Origin of the sequence: Rhodococcus gordoniae, assembly GCF_001646655.1 — a bacterium.
Classification (GTDB): Bacteria; Actinomycetota; Actinomycetes; order Mycobacteriales; family Mycobacteriaceae; genus Rhodococcus; species Rhodococcus gordoniae.
Genome location: NZ_LPZN01000065.1, coordinates 1 through 14,896 on the forward strand (window position 1 = coordinate 1; position 14,896 = coordinate 14,896).

The 14,896-nt window shown below is 69.4% G+C and carries 13 protein-coding genes; 3 read left to right on the forward strand and 10 right to left on the reverse strand.

Going from position 1 to position 14,896, the window contains the following annotated elements; genetic code table 11:
* The coding region (locus tag A8G18_RS19960) for a molybdopterin molybdotransferase MoeA (RefSeq protein WP_064065251.1) at positions 1-1,187 on the forward strand (1,187 nt) is incomplete at its 5' end.
* Position 1,188: 1 nt separating this feature from the next.
* On the opposite strand, the gene A8G18_RS19965 is transcribed toward A8G18_RS19960, so the two are convergent.
* The 8 genes from A8G18_RS19965 to A8G18_RS20000 all read right to left on the reverse strand — a co-directional run bounded on the left by A8G18_RS19965 (position 1,189) and on the right by A8G18_RS20000 (position 11,029).
* Positions 1,189-1,941 (reverse strand): sirohydrochlorin chelatase, encoded by a 753-nt coding sequence (locus A8G18_RS19965; RefSeq protein ID WP_064065252.1) that lies wholly within the window; start codon positions 1,939-1,941, stop codon positions 1,189-1,191.
* The gene (locus A8G18_RS19970; RefSeq protein ID WP_064065253.1) at positions 1,938-3,077 is read right to left on the reverse strand and encodes a uroporphyrinogen-III synthase; all 1,140 of its coding nucleotides are present in this window, start codon (positions 3,075-3,077) and stop codon (positions 1,938-1,940) included. The genes A8G18_RS19965 and A8G18_RS19970 overlap by 4 nt, the downstream gene beginning before the upstream one ends.
* Positions 3,074-3,508: a nitrite reductase small subunit NirD gene (gene nirD, locus A8G18_RS19975; protein WP_064065254.1), complete on the reverse strand. Its 435-nt coding sequence runs from the start codon at positions 3,506-3,508 to the stop codon at positions 3,074-3,076. The genes A8G18_RS19970 and nirD overlap by 4 nt, the downstream gene beginning before the upstream one ends.
* Before the next feature lie 90 nt (positions 3,509-3,598).
* On the reverse strand, positions 3,599-6,115 hold the full coding sequence (nirB, locus tag A8G18_RS19980) for a nitrite reductase large subunit NirB (protein ID WP_064065255.1): 2,517 nt from the start codon (positions 6,113-6,115) through the stop codon (positions 3,599-3,601).
* Positions 6,116-6,145: 30 nt separating this feature from the next.
* Complete coding sequence (locus A8G18_RS19985; protein ID WP_064065256.1) at positions 6,146-7,600, reverse strand: nitrate/nitrite transporter; 1,455 nt, start codon at positions 7,598-7,600, stop codon at positions 6,146-6,148.
* A 122-nt stretch (positions 7,601-7,722) separates the two neighbouring features.
* Complete coding sequence (locus A8G18_RS19990; protein WP_006550248.1) at positions 7,723-8,577, reverse strand: TIGR02569 family protein; 855 nt, start codon at positions 8,575-8,577, stop codon at positions 7,723-7,725.
* Positions 8,578-8,652: 75 nt separating this feature from the next.
* Positions 8,653-9,885, reverse strand: a complete 1,233-nt coding sequence (gene moeZ, locus A8G18_RS19995; RefSeq protein WP_064065257.1) for an adenylyltransferase/sulfurtransferase MoeZ — start codon at positions 9,883-9,885, stop codon at positions 8,653-8,655.
* 85 nt (positions 9,886-9,970) lie between these two features.
* Positions 9,971-11,029: a DUF3152 domain-containing protein gene (locus A8G18_RS20000; protein ID WP_425337713.1), complete on the reverse strand. Its 1,059-nt coding sequence runs from the start codon at positions 11,027-11,029 to the stop codon at positions 9,971-9,973.
* Between the two features lie 194 nt (positions 11,030-11,223).
* Here A8G18_RS20000 and fasR point away from each other — a divergent pair, with 194 nt between their 5' ends.
* Positions 11,224-11,880, forward strand: a complete 657-nt coding sequence (gene fasR, locus A8G18_RS20005) for an HTH-type transcriptional activator FasR (RefSeq protein ID WP_006550245.1) — start codon at positions 11,224-11,226, stop codon at positions 11,878-11,880.
* Between the two features lie 145 nt (positions 11,881-12,025).
* On the opposite strand, the gene A8G18_RS20010 is transcribed toward fasR, so the two are convergent.
* Both A8G18_RS20010 and A8G18_RS20015 read right to left on the reverse strand, forming a co-directional pair.
* On the reverse strand, positions 12,026-12,256 hold the full coding sequence (locus A8G18_RS20010; protein ID WP_006550244.1) for a DUF3107 domain-containing protein: 231 nt from the start codon (positions 12,254-12,256) through the stop codon (positions 12,026-12,028).
* A 57-nt stretch (positions 12,257-12,313) separates the two neighbouring features.
* Positions 12,314-13,018 (reverse strand): ferritin-like fold-containing protein, encoded by a 705-nt coding sequence (locus A8G18_RS20015; RefSeq protein ID WP_064065259.1) that lies wholly within the window; start codon positions 13,016-13,018, stop codon positions 12,314-12,316.
* Between the two features lie 207 nt (positions 13,019-13,225).
* Between A8G18_RS20015 and A8G18_RS20020 the strand changes: the two genes are divergently transcribed.
* A complete protein-coding gene (locus tag A8G18_RS20020) occupies positions 13,226-14,896 on the forward strand; it encodes a DEAD/DEAH box helicase (RefSeq protein ID WP_064065319.1) in 1,671 nt (556 codons plus the stop codon).

Below are 14,896 nucleotides of genomic sequence, written 5' to 3' on the forward strand. Positions count from 1 at the left end.
CGGCGCGCGCCGGATCCGCGACCGTCCAGGTCGCCACCGACCCCGGTCATGCGCGCAGGATGCTACGGGAAGCGCTGGTGCCGTTGCCGTCTCGTATCGCCGCAGTCGAGGACGCGCGGGGCACCACGCTGGCGGCGCCGCTCGTCGCGGCAGAGGCACTACCTCGGGTGCGGACCTCGGCCATGGACGGCTACGCGGTGGCCGGCGAGGGACCGTGGTTGCTGCGCAACGAGATCCGTTATGCGGGCGACGGCGGATCGCTCACGCTCCACGACGGGGAGGCGGCCCGGATCGCGACGGGTGCCCACCTGCCGACCGGCGCGACCGCCGTCGTGCGCGACGAATTCGTCCGTGTCGAGAACGGTCTCGTCTCCCGCCTGTCCGATGCGCCGATCCGCGACGACGCGCGTCGCCGCGGTGAGGACTGGGAGCCGGGAACGATTCTCGCCCCTGCCGGCACCGCTGTGAGCCCCGCAGTGGTCTCCGCGGCCGTCAGCGGTGAGGTCACGGAAGTGGAGGTGCGCGGTCCCGTGCGGGTGCACATCGCGCTCACGGGTGACGAGATCCGCCGCACCGGCCCGCTCCGCGAGGGGCAGACGCGCGACTCGCTGGGGCCGGTGCTCCCCGATTTCGTCCGCTGGTGCGGTGCGATGGTGGTCGGTGACGGGCATCTCCGCGACACCGCGGACGGATTCGACGCATTGTTCGCGGGCACCGATGCCGATGCGATGGTCATTGTGGGGGCGACGGGAGGGGGTGCCGCCGATCAGTTGCGGGGGGCGCTGGCGCGGGCCGGCGCGCAGGTGGTCGTCGAACGGGTCCGGTGCAAGCCCGGCGGGTCGCAGGTCGCGGCGACGCTGCCGGACGGCCGCGCCGTGCTGGGGTTGCCCGGAAATCCGGTGGCGGCGGTGTCGACCCTGCTGGTGATGCTGCCCGCGATCGCCGACGGCCGCACGCTCCGTACACCCGCCGCGGCCGTGACCGCGCCGCTGGCCAATGCCTCGGAGGTCGTCGGCGACATCACACGCCTGCTTCCTGCCCGCCAGGACGAACAGGGACGATGGTTGTGCGACAACATGATTCGCACAGCGCATCTGGCCGGTCTCATCGGGCGCACCGCGATCGCGGTGGTGCCGCCGGGAGCCGCGGACGGCGATCCCGTCGAGTTGTTACCGCTCCCCCACTGAGTCAGACGCGTGGCGAGCCGATCCCACATGCGCGGCGCGGCGCCTCGTTCGGCGCGACCGCGCGCAGCGCGTCGACCGCGGAGCGGTAGCGCCGGACGACGAGGTCGACGACGGGTTCGGCCACTCCGATCGGTGCGGCGACACCGTCTGCACCGACCTCGGACAGGCGACGATGGAACAGGCCGTCGGCGAGCAGACAGGACGCCACGAACACGCGGCGTGCGCCACGTGCGCGGACCTCGTCCACCACGGTCGCGACCCGCGGTTCGCCGGTGGCGATCCATCCGACCCGCACCGGGGTGCCCACGAGCGCGGAGACCATGCGAGCCGTGACATGGATATCGTGGCGGGCACGAGGATCCGACGAACCGGCTGCCGCGAGGACCACGTCGTCGCCCTCGGTCCAGCCGGCCTGCCGCAACCGCTCGACGAGAACGCGGGCGAGGGCCGGGTCGGGACCGAGTGCGGGGGTGATCGTCACCGCGTCGTTCCCACCCGCCGCGACCTCGCGCGGAACGTCGGTGTGCACGTGGTAGCCGGAGGCGAGGAAGGCCGGAACGAGCACGGTCGGACGGTGGGTGTCGCGCAGGACCTCGGACGGCGACGGCCCGAGGACGTCGACGAAGGCGACGCGGGTGGAACCGACGCGGGAGGAGACGGCGTCGGCGAGCGCTGCGATCATGTCGACACCGCGCGGATTGCGGGTGCCGTGGGCGACGAGCAGCAGGGCGGGGTCGGTAGGTGTACCGGTCACGGGTGCATTCCTTCCGGGTCGACGGCGAGGCGGTAACCGCGCTTGACGACGGTCTGCACGATCGCCGGTGCTCCGAGCGCCGAGCGCACCCGCGCGATCGCAGTTTCGACGGCGTGGGTGTCGCCGCCCCCGCCGGGCAGCGCCGCGAGAAGTTCCTCCCGGGAGACGACGAGGCCGGCGCGCGCGACGAGCGTGCGCATCAGGGCCATCCCGGCAGGGGGAAGGCACCGGACGGTGCCGTCGACGATCACGCAGCGTCCCCGCGGGCTGAGCACGTGGCCGCCGGCCTCGATGCGCACGGCCCGCCGGGGTAGTTCCTCGGCGATGTGCCGGGCGAGCGAACCCAGCCGGGAACGGGTGGGCATGCTCACGGGGACGTCGAGTTCGATGAGCGGTGCCGCGGTGACGGGACCGACGCACACGGCCGTGACGCCGGTGCGCAGCGACCGCAGCATCGGTTCGAGCCAACCGGTCTCCTTGGCCCGCATGAGCATCGACGCGACGGCCGGTGCGCTCGTGAAGCTCACGGCGTCGAGTCCGTGTTCGACGATCTGCTCGATCATCCGGTCGAGCGCCGTGAGATCCTCGGGGGGTGTCCACCGGTAGACCGGGACGGGGACGACGTCGGCACCCGCGGCGCGCAGTGCCTCGCACACATCGGTCCCGGGCTCCCATTCGGTGCGCTCACCGTGCAACTGCACGGCGATGCGGCGGCCGGTGACTCCCTCGTTCAGCAGGAGCTCGAGCACCTCGGCGGACGATTCCGAGGAGGGAGACCACTCCTCCCGGAGTTCGGCGGCCCGGATCGCGCCCGTGACCTTCGGGCCGCGGGCGAGGATCCGGCTCGTGCCGAGTGCCTGCGCGAGGCCGTCGGCGAGTCCCCATCCCTCCGCTGCGCCCATCCAGCCGCGGAATCCGATCGCCGTGGTGGCGATCGTGATGTCCGGGGGTTGCGCGACGATGCACCGGGTGACGCGTTCGAGTTCGTCGTCGTCGGACAGCGGGATGATGCGGATGGCGGGAGCATGCACGACCTCGGCCCCGCGCCTGGTGAGGAGAGTGGCGAATTCCTCGGCGCGTCGAGCCGCCGTCACGCCGATGGTGAATCCCCGCAACGGTGGGGTGTCGTCGTTCACGAACCCTCTCCGGTCGCGCCCTCGTGCCGCCGGTCGCGCGGGACGAGGCTGTGGATCTGGACGACTCCCGCCCACACGCGCACCTCGTAGACGGGCAGACGCACCGACGGATCGTCGAGGCAGCGACCGTCGTCGAGGGAGAAAACCTGCTTGAGCAGCGGCGACGCCACGGTGGGCTCGCCGGCACGGTCACCGACGATTCCGCGCGACATCACCGCGGCGCGGCCGAACGGATCGATGTTGCCCACCGCGCGCAGCGTTCCGTCGTCGAGCAGGAACAGGGCAACCTGCTCGCCGCCGCGCAGCAACACCGCAACTCCACGGCCCGGAATGAGATGGCTGAGCGGACAGGCCGAGGTCCATTCCAGTCGCCCGTCGAACACGCTCTCGCGCGTCGATCCCCCTACGGTGTACGTCTCGATGACGGTCATCGCTGTCCTCCCTTGACACTGCTGTCCTGAAGTGTGGGTGTCCGGTGTTTCGAGCGCATTACCCGCTCGTTCCCTCGGGGTAAGCGGTCGTCATGCCCCGGTTCCGGGTCCGATACCCGGCATACCCACGAGAACGGGGACCTTGCGCGGGCCGCTGTCGTCGAAGCGGACCGTGGGGTCGGGCTGCTCGGGCGCGTTGACGAACGACACGAACCGTGCCAGCTTCTCCGGGTCCTCGAGGACGCCGGCCCACTCGTCCTTGTAACCGCCGACATGCTTGGCCATGGCGGCCTCGAGGTCGTCGGCGATCCCGAGGGCATCGTCGCACACGACCTCCTTCAGGTGCTCGAGCCCGCCCTCGAGCGCCTCGAGCCAGGGGGCGGTGCGCTGGAGCCGGTCGGCGGTGCGGATGTAGAACATGAGGAACCGGTCGATGTAGCGGACGAGGGTCTCGTCGTCGAGACCACCGGCAAGAAGCTGCGCGTGCTTGGGCGACTGGCCGCCGTTGCCACACACGTACAGGTTCCAGCCGTTCTCCGTCGCGATGACACCGACGTCCTTGCCGCGCGCCTCGGCGCATTCACGGGCGCAGCCCGACACACCCATCTTGAGCTTGTGGGGCGATCGCAGTCCTCGGTAACGCAATTCGAGGGCGACGGCCATCCTGACCGAGTCCTGCACGCCGTATCGGCACCAGGTGGAGCCGACGCAGCTCTTGACGGTGCGCAGCGACTTGCCGTACGCCTGGCCGGATTCCATGCCGGCGTCGACGAGACGCTTCCAGATCTGCGGGAGCTGTTCGACGCGTGCACCGAACAGGTCGACGCGCTGACCGCCGGTCATCTTCACGTAGAGGCCGAAATCGCGTGCCACCTCACCGATGACGATGAGCTGCTCGGGCGTGCATTCGCCGCCGGGCATGCGCGGCACGACCGAGTAGGTGCCGTTCTTCTGGATGTTGGCGAGGAAGTGGTCGTTCGTGTCCTGCAGGCCGGCCTGCTTCGGGTGCAGGATGTGGTCGGAGTCGGTGGAGGCGAGGATCGAGGCGACCACCGGCTTGCAGATGTCGCAACCGTGCCCGGTGCCGTACTGCGCGATGAGCGCGGAGAAGGTACGGATCCCGGTGGCCTGGACGATCTGGAACAGCTCGGCGCGGGACTGTTCGAAGTGCTCGCACAGGGCCTTGGACATCTGCACACCCGACCGGGCGAGGAGCTGCTTGACGCTCGGGAGGCAACCGCCGCAGGTGGTGCCGGCGCTCGTGCACGACTTGATCTGTGCGATGTCGCAGGCCCCTTCGGCAATCGCGTCGCAGATCGCGCCCTTGGTCACGCCGTTGCACGAGCACACCTCGGCGTCGTCGGGCAGCGAACCGGCGCCCGGTTTCTCCCCCGCCGGAGAGATCAGCGTTGCCGGGTCACCCGGCAGCTCGCGGCCGACCAGCGGTCGCAGCGTGCCGTAGGCCGAGGCGTCGCCGACGAGGATGCCGCCGAGCAGGGTCTTCGCGTCGTCGGAGACGACGAGCTTGGCGTAGGTGCCCTTCGCGGAGTCGGACAGCACGACCTCGAGGGCGCCGGGCGTCGTCGCGTGGGCGTCGCCGAAGCTCGCGACGTCCACGCCGAGCAGCTTGAGCTTGGTGGACATGTCTGCGCCGGGAAACTCGGCGGTGCCGCCGACGAGCCGGTCGGCGACGACCTCGGCGGTGCTGTAGCCCGGGGCGACGAGTCCGTAGCAGGTGCCGTCCACGGCGGCGCATTCGCCGATGGCGTAGACGGCCGCGTCCGCGGTGCTGCGGCAGGAGCGGTCGGTGAGCACACCGCCGCGACCACCGAGTTCGAGTCCGGCCTCCCGGGCGAGTTCGTCGCGGGGACGGACACCGGCGGAGAAGACGACGAGACCCGCTTCGATGACGCTTCCGTCGGACAGGTTCACCTGCAGCCCCTCCGGCCCCGATGCGATCTTCGCGGTGCCCACACCGAGGTGGGTGACGAGTCCGAGGTCGGTGACGAGACGGTCCAGGACACGGCCACCGCCCTCGTCGACCTGGGCGGGCATAAGCCGGTTGTTGTACTCGATCACATGCGGGGTCACGCCCAGTAGGCGCAGCGCGTTGGCGGCCTCGAGCCCGAGCAGACCGCCGCCGATGACGACACCGGCGCGGCCGGTGGCCTCGGCGCGTCGGGCCGCGGCGCGGATGCCGTCGAGATCGTCGAGGGTGCGGTAGACGAAGCAGTCCGGCAGGTCGTGTCCGGGCACCGGCGGGACGAACGGATACGAGCCGGTCGCGAGGACGAGGCTGTCGTAGCGCAGAACGTCACCGCCGGCGGTGGTGACGGTCCGGGCCGCGCGGTCGATGCCCACGGCGCGGGTGCCGACCCGCAGGTCGACGAGATCGTCTGCTGCATAATCGTTTCCGGCCAGGGCGAGTTCTTTGCGGTTCCAGGACCCCACGTAGGACGACAGTCCCACGCGGTCGTAGGCGGCGTCGGTCTCCTCGCCGAGCACGGTCACCGACCAGTCGCCCTGCTCGTCGCGGACACGCAGGGCTTCGACGAAGCGGTGGGCGACCATTCCGTGTCCGACGACCACGACGTTCTTGCGGCTCATGATGTTCTCTTCCTTCGTGCCGGGGATCGGTCAGACTGCGACGCGCGCCGGGGCGGGAGCCTCGGTGGACGGTTCGCTCGTGGCGGTCGGATGGGGACGGCGGAGGAAGACGAACCAGGTCACGACGATGCACGCGAGGTAGAAGATCGCGAAGACCCAGAAGGCCATCGTCGCGGACTGGGCCTGGCCGCCGTAGGAGGCGCGGAAGACCAGGTTGATGCCGACGCCGCCGAGGCCGCCGATGGCACCGGCGAAACCGATGAGGGCACCGGACATGCTGCGCGACCAGGCGGCCTTCTCGTCGCGATCCAGGTCGTCGAGATCCTGCGCACGGGCCTCGAAGATGGACGGGATCATCTTGTAGACCGAACCGTTGCCGAGTCCGGAGAGCAGGAACAGGGCGATGAAGCCGAGCACCATGGCGGTCAGCACACCACCGGTCGCTGCGCCGGTGGCGCGGTCGTCGAGGGTGCCGGCGACGATGAGCACCGCGGCGGCCAGGGCCATCGCGACGAAGGTGTAGAGGGTGATCCTGCCGCCGCCGATGCGGTCCGCGAGCTTTCCGCCGAGCGGCCGCGAGATCGATCCGAGGAGCGGGCCGATGAAGGCGATCTGCGCGGCGTGCAGGGCGGCCTGGGCGGGGGTGTCGCCGCCGGCGAGGAAGTTGATCTGCAGGACCTGACCGAAAGCGAAGCCGAAACCGATGAACGAACCGAAGGTGCCGATGTAGAGGAAGGAGATGATCCACGAGTCGCGGAACTTCAGCGCGGCGCCCATGGCCCGCAGGTCGGCCTTCTGATCACCGAGGTTGTCCATGAACAGTGCGGCGCCCAGGGCTGCGACGGCACACAGGACCAGGTAGACCGCGCACACGATCCAGGGCTCGGTGTTGCCGACGGTGGCGATGACGAGCAGACCGATCAGCTGGACGGCCGGGACACCGATGTTTCCGCCACCGGCGTTGAGTCCGAGTGCCCAGCCCTTCAGGCGCTGCGGATAGAAGGCGTTGATGTTGGTCATCGACGACGCGAAGTTGCCGCCGCCCACGCCGGCGAGTGCTGCGACCAGCATGAAGGTGGTGTATGAGTGGCCCGGGTTCAGCATCAGGTACAGCGCCCCGAGGGTGGGTATCAGCAGTACCAGGGCGCTGAAGATGGTCCAGTTGCGGCCACCGAAGCGGGCGGTGGCGACGGTGTACGGGATGCGCAGGATCGCGCCGACGAGTGTGGGCACCGCGACCAGGAAGAACTTGCCGGCGGCGTCGATGCCGTACACCTCGGTGGGCATGAACAGCACCATGACCGACCAGATCGACCAGACGGAGAAGCCGACGTGTTCGGCGATCACCGACCAGATCAGGTTGCGCTTGGCGACCTGCCTGCCGCCCGTCTCCCACGCCTCGACATCCTCGGCGTCCCACCGTTCGATATTGTGCCTCCGCGCGAATTTGTCTCGGAGACTTTCTTTTTCGATGAAGATCGTCATCGCCGTTCCTCCTCGGGTCCGTGTCGATCCCCAAGGTAGGAAACGGGTGTTGCTACGGTGCTGCCCGCGGTGTCCGTCGCGTCAAGAGTTGCTCACCCCGGCGCCCGCCGCCCTGTGAGGTGTTACAGGAGGAACCGCACGAGGTCGGCGGTGTGCGCGAGGCCCGGGAAGGCGTCCTCGGTCGAACGCGGGTGCAGCGCGTGCACGGCCAGCCGGAAGATCACCGCGCGCAGCAGCATCTGCGGCCATTCCGGCAGGTCCTCCCACCGGCCGATGAGTCCTTCGTCGGCGCCGCCCCACGACAGTGCGTCGACGACGGCGACGGCGGCCGCCCACGAGGCCGGACGCCAGTAGGGGGTGATGTCGGTCAGCCCGGGGGCCGCGCGCCCGGCGAACAGGACGGTGCCGAACAGGTCGCCGTGGACGAGCTGGTCGGGCAGGTGCACCGGCTTGCGGAAGGTCGCGAGCTGGTTGATGAGGTCGAGGCTCTTGCGGCCGTCGGGTGTCACCGTCTCGGGCGCACCGGCCGCGCGGGCGCTGCGCAACGGCACGGTCTCCCAGGCCGCGCGGTCGGCCGCGACGAAGACGTCGACGTCCTCCCAGGGTGCGACCGGAGGCTGCATGAGGAAACGGGGGCGTTCGAGCTGCGCTGTGGCGGTGTGCAGCCGCAGCGACAGCGAGACCACTTCGTCGTGCCTGGGCTCGGACGTACCGACGATGTAGGTGTCGGCGCGCCATCCGGAGACCACGTAGCGACCGTCGGTGGACCGCACCGGACGGGCCAGCCGCACTCCGTCGACGGTCAGGGTCTCCCGCACTTTGGCGGACCAGGCCGCGCGAGCATGATCGGCGACTCGGGACAGCACCACGTCCCCACACCGGAAACCGCCGTCCCAGTCGGGCCCGAGCGGGACCGGTTCGACGTCGCGGAGACCGAATGTGGAGCACACGTGCTGAGGCGGTTCGAGTGAGCTCACGCAGCTCAACCTACCGCCGCACACCGCCCGGATCGGGAAGGCACTCCGCTGTTTCAGGTCACAACGAGGTCACCGTCAGTACACCGGTAGCGAGGGATCCACCTGCTGCGCCCACGCGATCACCCCGCCGTGCAGATGTGTCGCGTCCGAGAATCCGGCTCGCACAAGCACTTCGAGCGCCTCGGCCGATCGGATTCCCGTCTTGCAGTACAGCACGATCGGCGTGTTCTGCGGCAGGTCGGCGAGGACCTCACCGGAGAGGATGCGGTCCTTCGGCACGAGCCGGGCACCGTCGATGCGGACGATCTCCCACTCGACGGGTTCGCGCACGTCGATCAGCGCGATGTCGCGGCCCTCGTCGAGCATCCGGCGCAACTCGCTGGGGGTGACGGCCGAGCGAGCCGACGCGGCGGCATCGGGAACGATCCCGCAGAAGGCCTCGTAGTCGACGAGTTCGGTGACGGGCACCCGTCCCGGATCCCGGCGCAGGGTCACCGTCCGGAACGACATCGCGAGCGCGTCGTAGATCAGGAGGCGACCGAGCAGCGGCTCGCCGATCCCGGTGACGAGTTTGATCGCCTCGGTCGCCATGACGGTGCCGATCGTGCCGGGCAGGACGCCGAGTACCCCGCCCTCCGCGCAGGAGGGAACCATCCCCGGTGGCGGTGCCTCGGGGTAGAGGTCGCGGTAGTTCAGGCCGCGTCCGTCCGGGGCGTCCTCCCAGAACACCGATACCTGGCCTTCGAAACGGAAGATCGATCCCCACACGTAGGGCTTGCCCGCGAGGACCGCGGCGTCGTTGACGAGATAGCGGGTCGCGAAGTTGTCGGTGCCGTCGAGGATGAGGTCGTACTGCTCGAACAGCTGCACGGCATTGCTCGACTCCAGGCGCGTCTCGTGCAGGCGCACGGTCACACCGTCGTTGATCGCCAGGATGCTGTCGCGGGCACTGTCCGCCTTGGGCCGTCCGACGTCGGAGCGGCCGTGGATCACCTGGCGCTGCAGGTTGGACGTCTCCACGTCGTCGAACTCGACGATGCCGATCGTGCCGACCCCCGCCGCCGCGAGATACAGCAGGGCGGGCGAACCCAGGCCGCCGGCGCCGATACACAGCACCCGCGCGTTCTTCAGGCGACGCTGGCCGGTGACCCCGACATTCGGGATGATCAGGTGACGGCTGTACCGGGCGACCTCCTCGCGACCGAGCTCCGCGCCGGGCTCCACGAGCGGCGGAAGAGGTCGTCGCGTCGACGGTGTCGTTGCGGTCACGGGTTCTCCTGTCGCGATGCGTCGTGCGTCACCGTCCATCGTGCCATTCGCGGAAGCCTCCCCCGACAGCCCTCCCGACGGTTGTGCCCCGGCGGTTGTGCCCCCGACAACTGTGCCCCGGCGGCTATGCCCGCGGGTACGGCCAGGGATTGAACCGGCACCGCAGTCCGTCGGCCGGGACGGCGCCGTCCGGGTCGAGGCGGGCGATGTCGTCGTTGGCGGTTCCGAAGGTCTGCTGCATCATGATCGGCGCCAGACCACCGTCGATGGTGCAGGCGTCGTGCTGCGCCAGGCCGATGGCGTGACCGACCTCGTGATTGACGAGGTATTGGCGGTACGACCCGATATCTCCCTGGAAGGCGACGGCCCCGCGCACCCATCGCGCCTCGTTGAGGAACACCCGCTCCATCGAGGGGTTGAAACACGAACCCTCGAGCGGGATGTCGTAGCCGCATCCTTCGCGGATGGTCATCTGCGAGGTGAGGGAGATCCGGAAGTCCGGCTCACCGGTGTCGATCCGGCGGAAGGCCAGGGCCTCGTCGCCGATCCAGCTGCGCGGATCGGCGAGGGTCCGATCCACCATCGTCGCGAAGGCCGCGTCGCCGCCGTAGCCGGTGGTGCCGATCCCCTCCTCCACTTCCACCGTGTAGGTGAACACGCGGGTCTGTCCCGCCCCTGCCTGTCCGGTGGTGCCGGGAAGGATCCGCCACTGCCGGGCACCGGCCGCCGTGAACGGGCCACCGGCCGGCAGGGCGCCGGACTCGAGCGACTCGGGGAAGGTTCCCTCTGCCCGCGGCGCCTCGACGACGATGTCGGTGACCTCGCCCGCCACGGCCGTCTCGGCGGGCATGTTCTCGCCTCCCCCGCGCACGGCGTCCCACAGCACGACCAGGGTCACGACGGCGAGGATCGGCACGGCATAGGCACGCCAGCCGTAGGTGGCGACGAACCTGCCCACGCGGGTCTGCTTGCGGACGTCCCGTTCGGGTCGCGGTCGGCGCGGCGGCCGGTCCGGCCGTCCCACCGGGTCCCACACGGCACGCAGGGGCTGGTGCGACCGGCGACCCGCCTCGGGTCGCTCCGTTCCTCGCGACCGGGACGAACCGGGCAGCGTCGGGGAAGGATCTGTCGGCGAGGAGCCCTGCGGGCCCCTGCTCTCGCGCACTCCTCCACGCTCGATCACGGATGTCAGGATGTCATATCGAGACCATTTCGATATCCGAAGCGCCGAACCTGCGCCCCCATTCGTGCACCGGGAACGGATACTGGGCGGTAGGCCGATCCGTTCGACACGCGACTTCACCTGTAACGTGCAGAGACGAGGAGCGCCGAGGTGGTACAGGCCACGTTCGGAAGTAGTGCAGATTGGGAGTAAGCATGACCGACGTCACCGAACGAGCATCCGGCCGGGGTTCCAACGGCAAACGGGGCGCCCGGATGCCGCGTGACGAGCGTCGTGCCCAGTTGCTCGAGGCTGCCAGCGAGGTCTTCGTCACACGCGGTTACCACTCGGCCGGCATGGACGAGATCGCCGAGTGCGCCGGAGTGAGCAAGCCCGTCCTGTACCAGCACTTCCCCGGCAAGCTCGAACTGTATTGCGCCGTGCTCCAGAACTATGTGGACACCCTCATCAACGGCGTACGTCAGGCCCTGCGGTCCACCACCGACAACCGTCAGCGCGTGCGCGCCGCGGTGCAGGCCTTCTTCGATTTCGTCGACAACGACAGCCAGGGATTCCGGCTCGTCTTCGAATCCGATCTGATGGGCGAACCGCAGGTGTCGCGGCGGGTGGAGCAGGCCACCGAGGCGTGCGTCGACGCCGTCTTCGACCTCGTCAGCCACGACTCCGGTCTCGATCCGTACCGGGCCCGCATCCTCGCGGTCGGCCTGGTGGGAACGAGCCAGTTCACCGCACGCTACTGGCTCGACGCCGCACGCCCGATCCCCAAGGAGGACGCGGTCGACACCACGGTCGCTCTGGCCTGGGGCGGTCTCAAGCACGTGCCGCTGCAGCCCGAACTCCGTCGGCGCTGACGACACAGCGAACACTGTCGGCGCTGACGACACAGCGAACACTGTCGGCGTTGACGAGAGAGCGAACACCGTCGGCACTGACGGCACCGTACGAACGACGAACGGGCCGGGGCGACAAGCCCCGGCCCGTTCTCGTCGGTCGCTCTCAGTTGGCGGCGAAGCCGACCTTGCCCAGCGTGGCAGGACCGATGTCCACGTAGCTGATCTTGGCGGCCTGCACGAGAACCTTGCGGCCCTTCTCGTCGACGAGGGCGAGCACTCCGTCGTCGGCGCCGTTCAACGCGGCCCGGACGAGCTTCTCCACCTCGTCGGGCGTCTGGTCGCTGACGACGACAACTTCGCGCGGGCTGTCCGCGACGCCGATCTTGACCTCCACGGTGGACCTCCGAATCTCATGCATGAAAACCGAGCGGGTACTGCTGTCCGCCCCAGGCTAATGCAGTCCGAGCACCGACATCCGTTCGGCGTGCTCGACCTGCATACGATCGAACAGTGCCGCGATGTTCGTCAGGTCGCCGGACGCGAGAATCACCAGTTCGGCGAGTTCCTCGTTCTGGGCGAGCACGTACTGCGCCTGGGTGATGGCCTCACCGAGCAGCCGGCGTCCCCACAACATCAGACGGTCCTTCTGCAGCGGACTCCGCTCGACGACCTCGCGGACCTCCTGCACCACGAACTCCGAGTGCCCGGTCTCGGCGAGGACCTCCCGGACCACCGTGGACACCTCCGGCGCGAGCATGTCGGCGATCTCACAGTAGAAATCGGCGGCGATGCCGTCGCCCACATACGCCTTGACGAGCACCTCGAGCCAGGTCGAGGGGGTGGTCGACGCGTGGTACGCGTCGAGCGCCTTGCGATAGGGCTCCATCGCCGCGTAGATCTCCGCTCCGCGCTCGGTGAGGGCGGTATGGAGCGTCTCGAAATGGCTCATCTCCGCAGCTGCCATGCTTGCGAGCGCGACCCGGCCGCGCAGGGACGGGGAGAACCGGGCGTCCTCGGCGAGCCGGTAGAACGCCGAGATCTCGCCGTACGCGAGCACGGCGAACAACTCCGACACACCGGGATGATCGGCGGGGACTGCGGCCTCTTCCGGCGCCCGGCCGGGCTCTGCTGTGGACGGCGACTTTTCGGCTCCCATGACGACGAAGCGTAGTACTACCTCGTGGAATGCGCTGGAACCGGTACAATGGTCCGGGAAGCCCGCGCTTCGAGCCGCCGACCGTGGCCCGCGAGCTTCCCAGATAATGTGCGCGCACCCGAACTGCGGATCGCTGCCGCGCTTCGCCGAGCCTGGTTCGACACCGCTCGTGCTGAGGTGCAGGCCGGTCGCCTTTCCCCCTCGTGCGTGCGTGCCGAGACCAGGAAGGCCAGACCCCTGAGCAAGATCACCATCGACCACGAAGACGACGCGAGCGAGACGACCGTCTCCGCGCAACTCGACTCCACCCACGTACCCCCCACCTTCGGTGAGCTCGGTGTCCGCGACGAGATCGTTCGCGCCCTCGCCGAAGTCGGCATCGAACGTACCTTCGCGATCCAGGAACTCACCCTGCCGCTCGCCCTCGCCGGCGACGACCTCATCGGTCAGGCCCGCACGGGTATGGGCAAGACGTTCGGCTTCGGCGTTCCCCTCCTGCACCGCATCGCCACCGAGGGATCCGGCACGACCACGCTCGACGGCACCCCCCGTGCCCTCGTGATCGTCCCCACCCGCGAACTGTGCATCCAGGTCACGAACGACCTCGTGAATGCCTCCAAGTACCTGCCCGGCAGCCGCAAGTCCGGCCTCGAGGTCCTGTCGATCTACGGCGGTCGCCCCTACGAGCAGCAGATCGACGAGCTGAAGAAGGGCGTCGACGTCGTCGTCGGCACGCCGGGTCGTCTGCTCGACCTCGCCAACCAGGGTCATCTCATCCTCGGCAAGATCGGTGTCCTCGTCATGGACGAGGCCGACGAGATGCTCGACCTCGGATTCCTGCCCGACATCGAGCGCATCCTCACGATGGTCCCCGACCGCCGTCAGACGATGCTGTTCTCGGCCACGATGCCCGGCCCGATCATCACCCTCGCCCGCACGTTCCTGAACCGCCCGACGCACATCCGCGCCGAGGAGGCCGAATCGTCGGCCGTGCACGAACGCACCCAGCAGTTCGTCTACCGTGCGCACGCCCTCGACAAGGCCGAACTCGTCGCCCGCGTGCTGCAGGCCGAGGGCCGCGGCGCCACCATGGTCTTCACCCGCACCAAGCGCACGGCGCAGAAGGTCGCCGACGATCTCGTCGAGCGCGGCTTCGCATGCGGCGCGGTGCACGGCGATCTCGGTCAGATCGCGCGCGAGAAGGCACTCGACAAGTTCCGCAGCGGCAAGATCGACGTGCTCGTCGCGACGGATGTCGCCGCGCGCGGTATCGACATCGACGACGTCACCCACGTCATCAACTACCAGTGCCCCGAGGACGAGAAGACCTACGTCCACCGCATCGGCCGTACCGGTCGCGCCGGCCGTACCGGTATCGCGATCACCCTCGTCGACTGGGACGACGTGCCGCGCTGGCAGCTCATCGACAAGGCGCTCGATCTCGGCATCCCGGAGCCGATCGAGACCTATTCGAGCTCCCCGCACCTGTTCGAGGAACTGAACATCCCGACCGACGCCACCGGGCGTGTCCGCAAGGCCGCCCCCGCCGCCGCTCCCGCCGAGGACGGCGAGAAGCGCGAGCGCGCCGGCCGCGAGGCGGGATCGCGACCGAAGCGCAACCGGGTCCGCCGCCGCACCGTGCGCGGCAGGTCGGCCGACGGTTCCGCGACGGACGCCGCTCCTACCGGTGCCGACGACTCGGCGGCGACCGAGGCACAGCCGGCCGCATCCGAGACGGGCGAGGGCACCGGGGCGGAGACTCCGGCCCGCCGTCGCCGTCGTCGCCGTCGCACCCGTTCGGGCGAGGGCCCCGCCGGTCGCGCAGAGCAGCAGGACACGTCGAGCGTGGAAGCAGTCTCGACGTCGTCCGCACGATAG

What these genes read in the sequence shown, in the direction of transcription:
- nirB (WP_064065255.1), bottom strand. Translation starts at nt 6,115, where the DNA reads ATGAGCCGCAAGAACGTCGTGGTCGTCGGACACGGAATGGTCGCCCAC.
- nirD (WP_064065254.1), bottom strand. Translation starts at nt 3,508, where the DNA reads ATGACCGTCATCGAGACGTACACCGTAGGGGGATCGACGCGCGAGAGC.
- A8G18_RS20015 (WP_064065259.1), bottom strand. Translation starts at nt 13,018, where the DNA reads ATGGGAGCCGAAAAGTCGCCGTCCACAGCAGAGCCCGGCCGGGCGCCG.
- A8G18_RS19985 (WP_064065256.1), bottom strand. Translation starts at nt 7,600, where the DNA reads ATGACGATCTTCATCGAAAAAGAAAGTCTCCGAGACAAATTCGCGCGG.
- fasR (WP_006550245.1), top strand. Translation starts at nt 11,224, where the DNA reads ATGACCGACGTCACCGAACGAGCATCCGGCCGGGGTTCCAACGGCAAA.
- moeZ (WP_064065257.1), bottom strand. Translation starts at nt 9,885, where the DNA reads ATGGACGGTGACGCACGACGCATCGCGACAGGAGAACCCGTGACCGCA.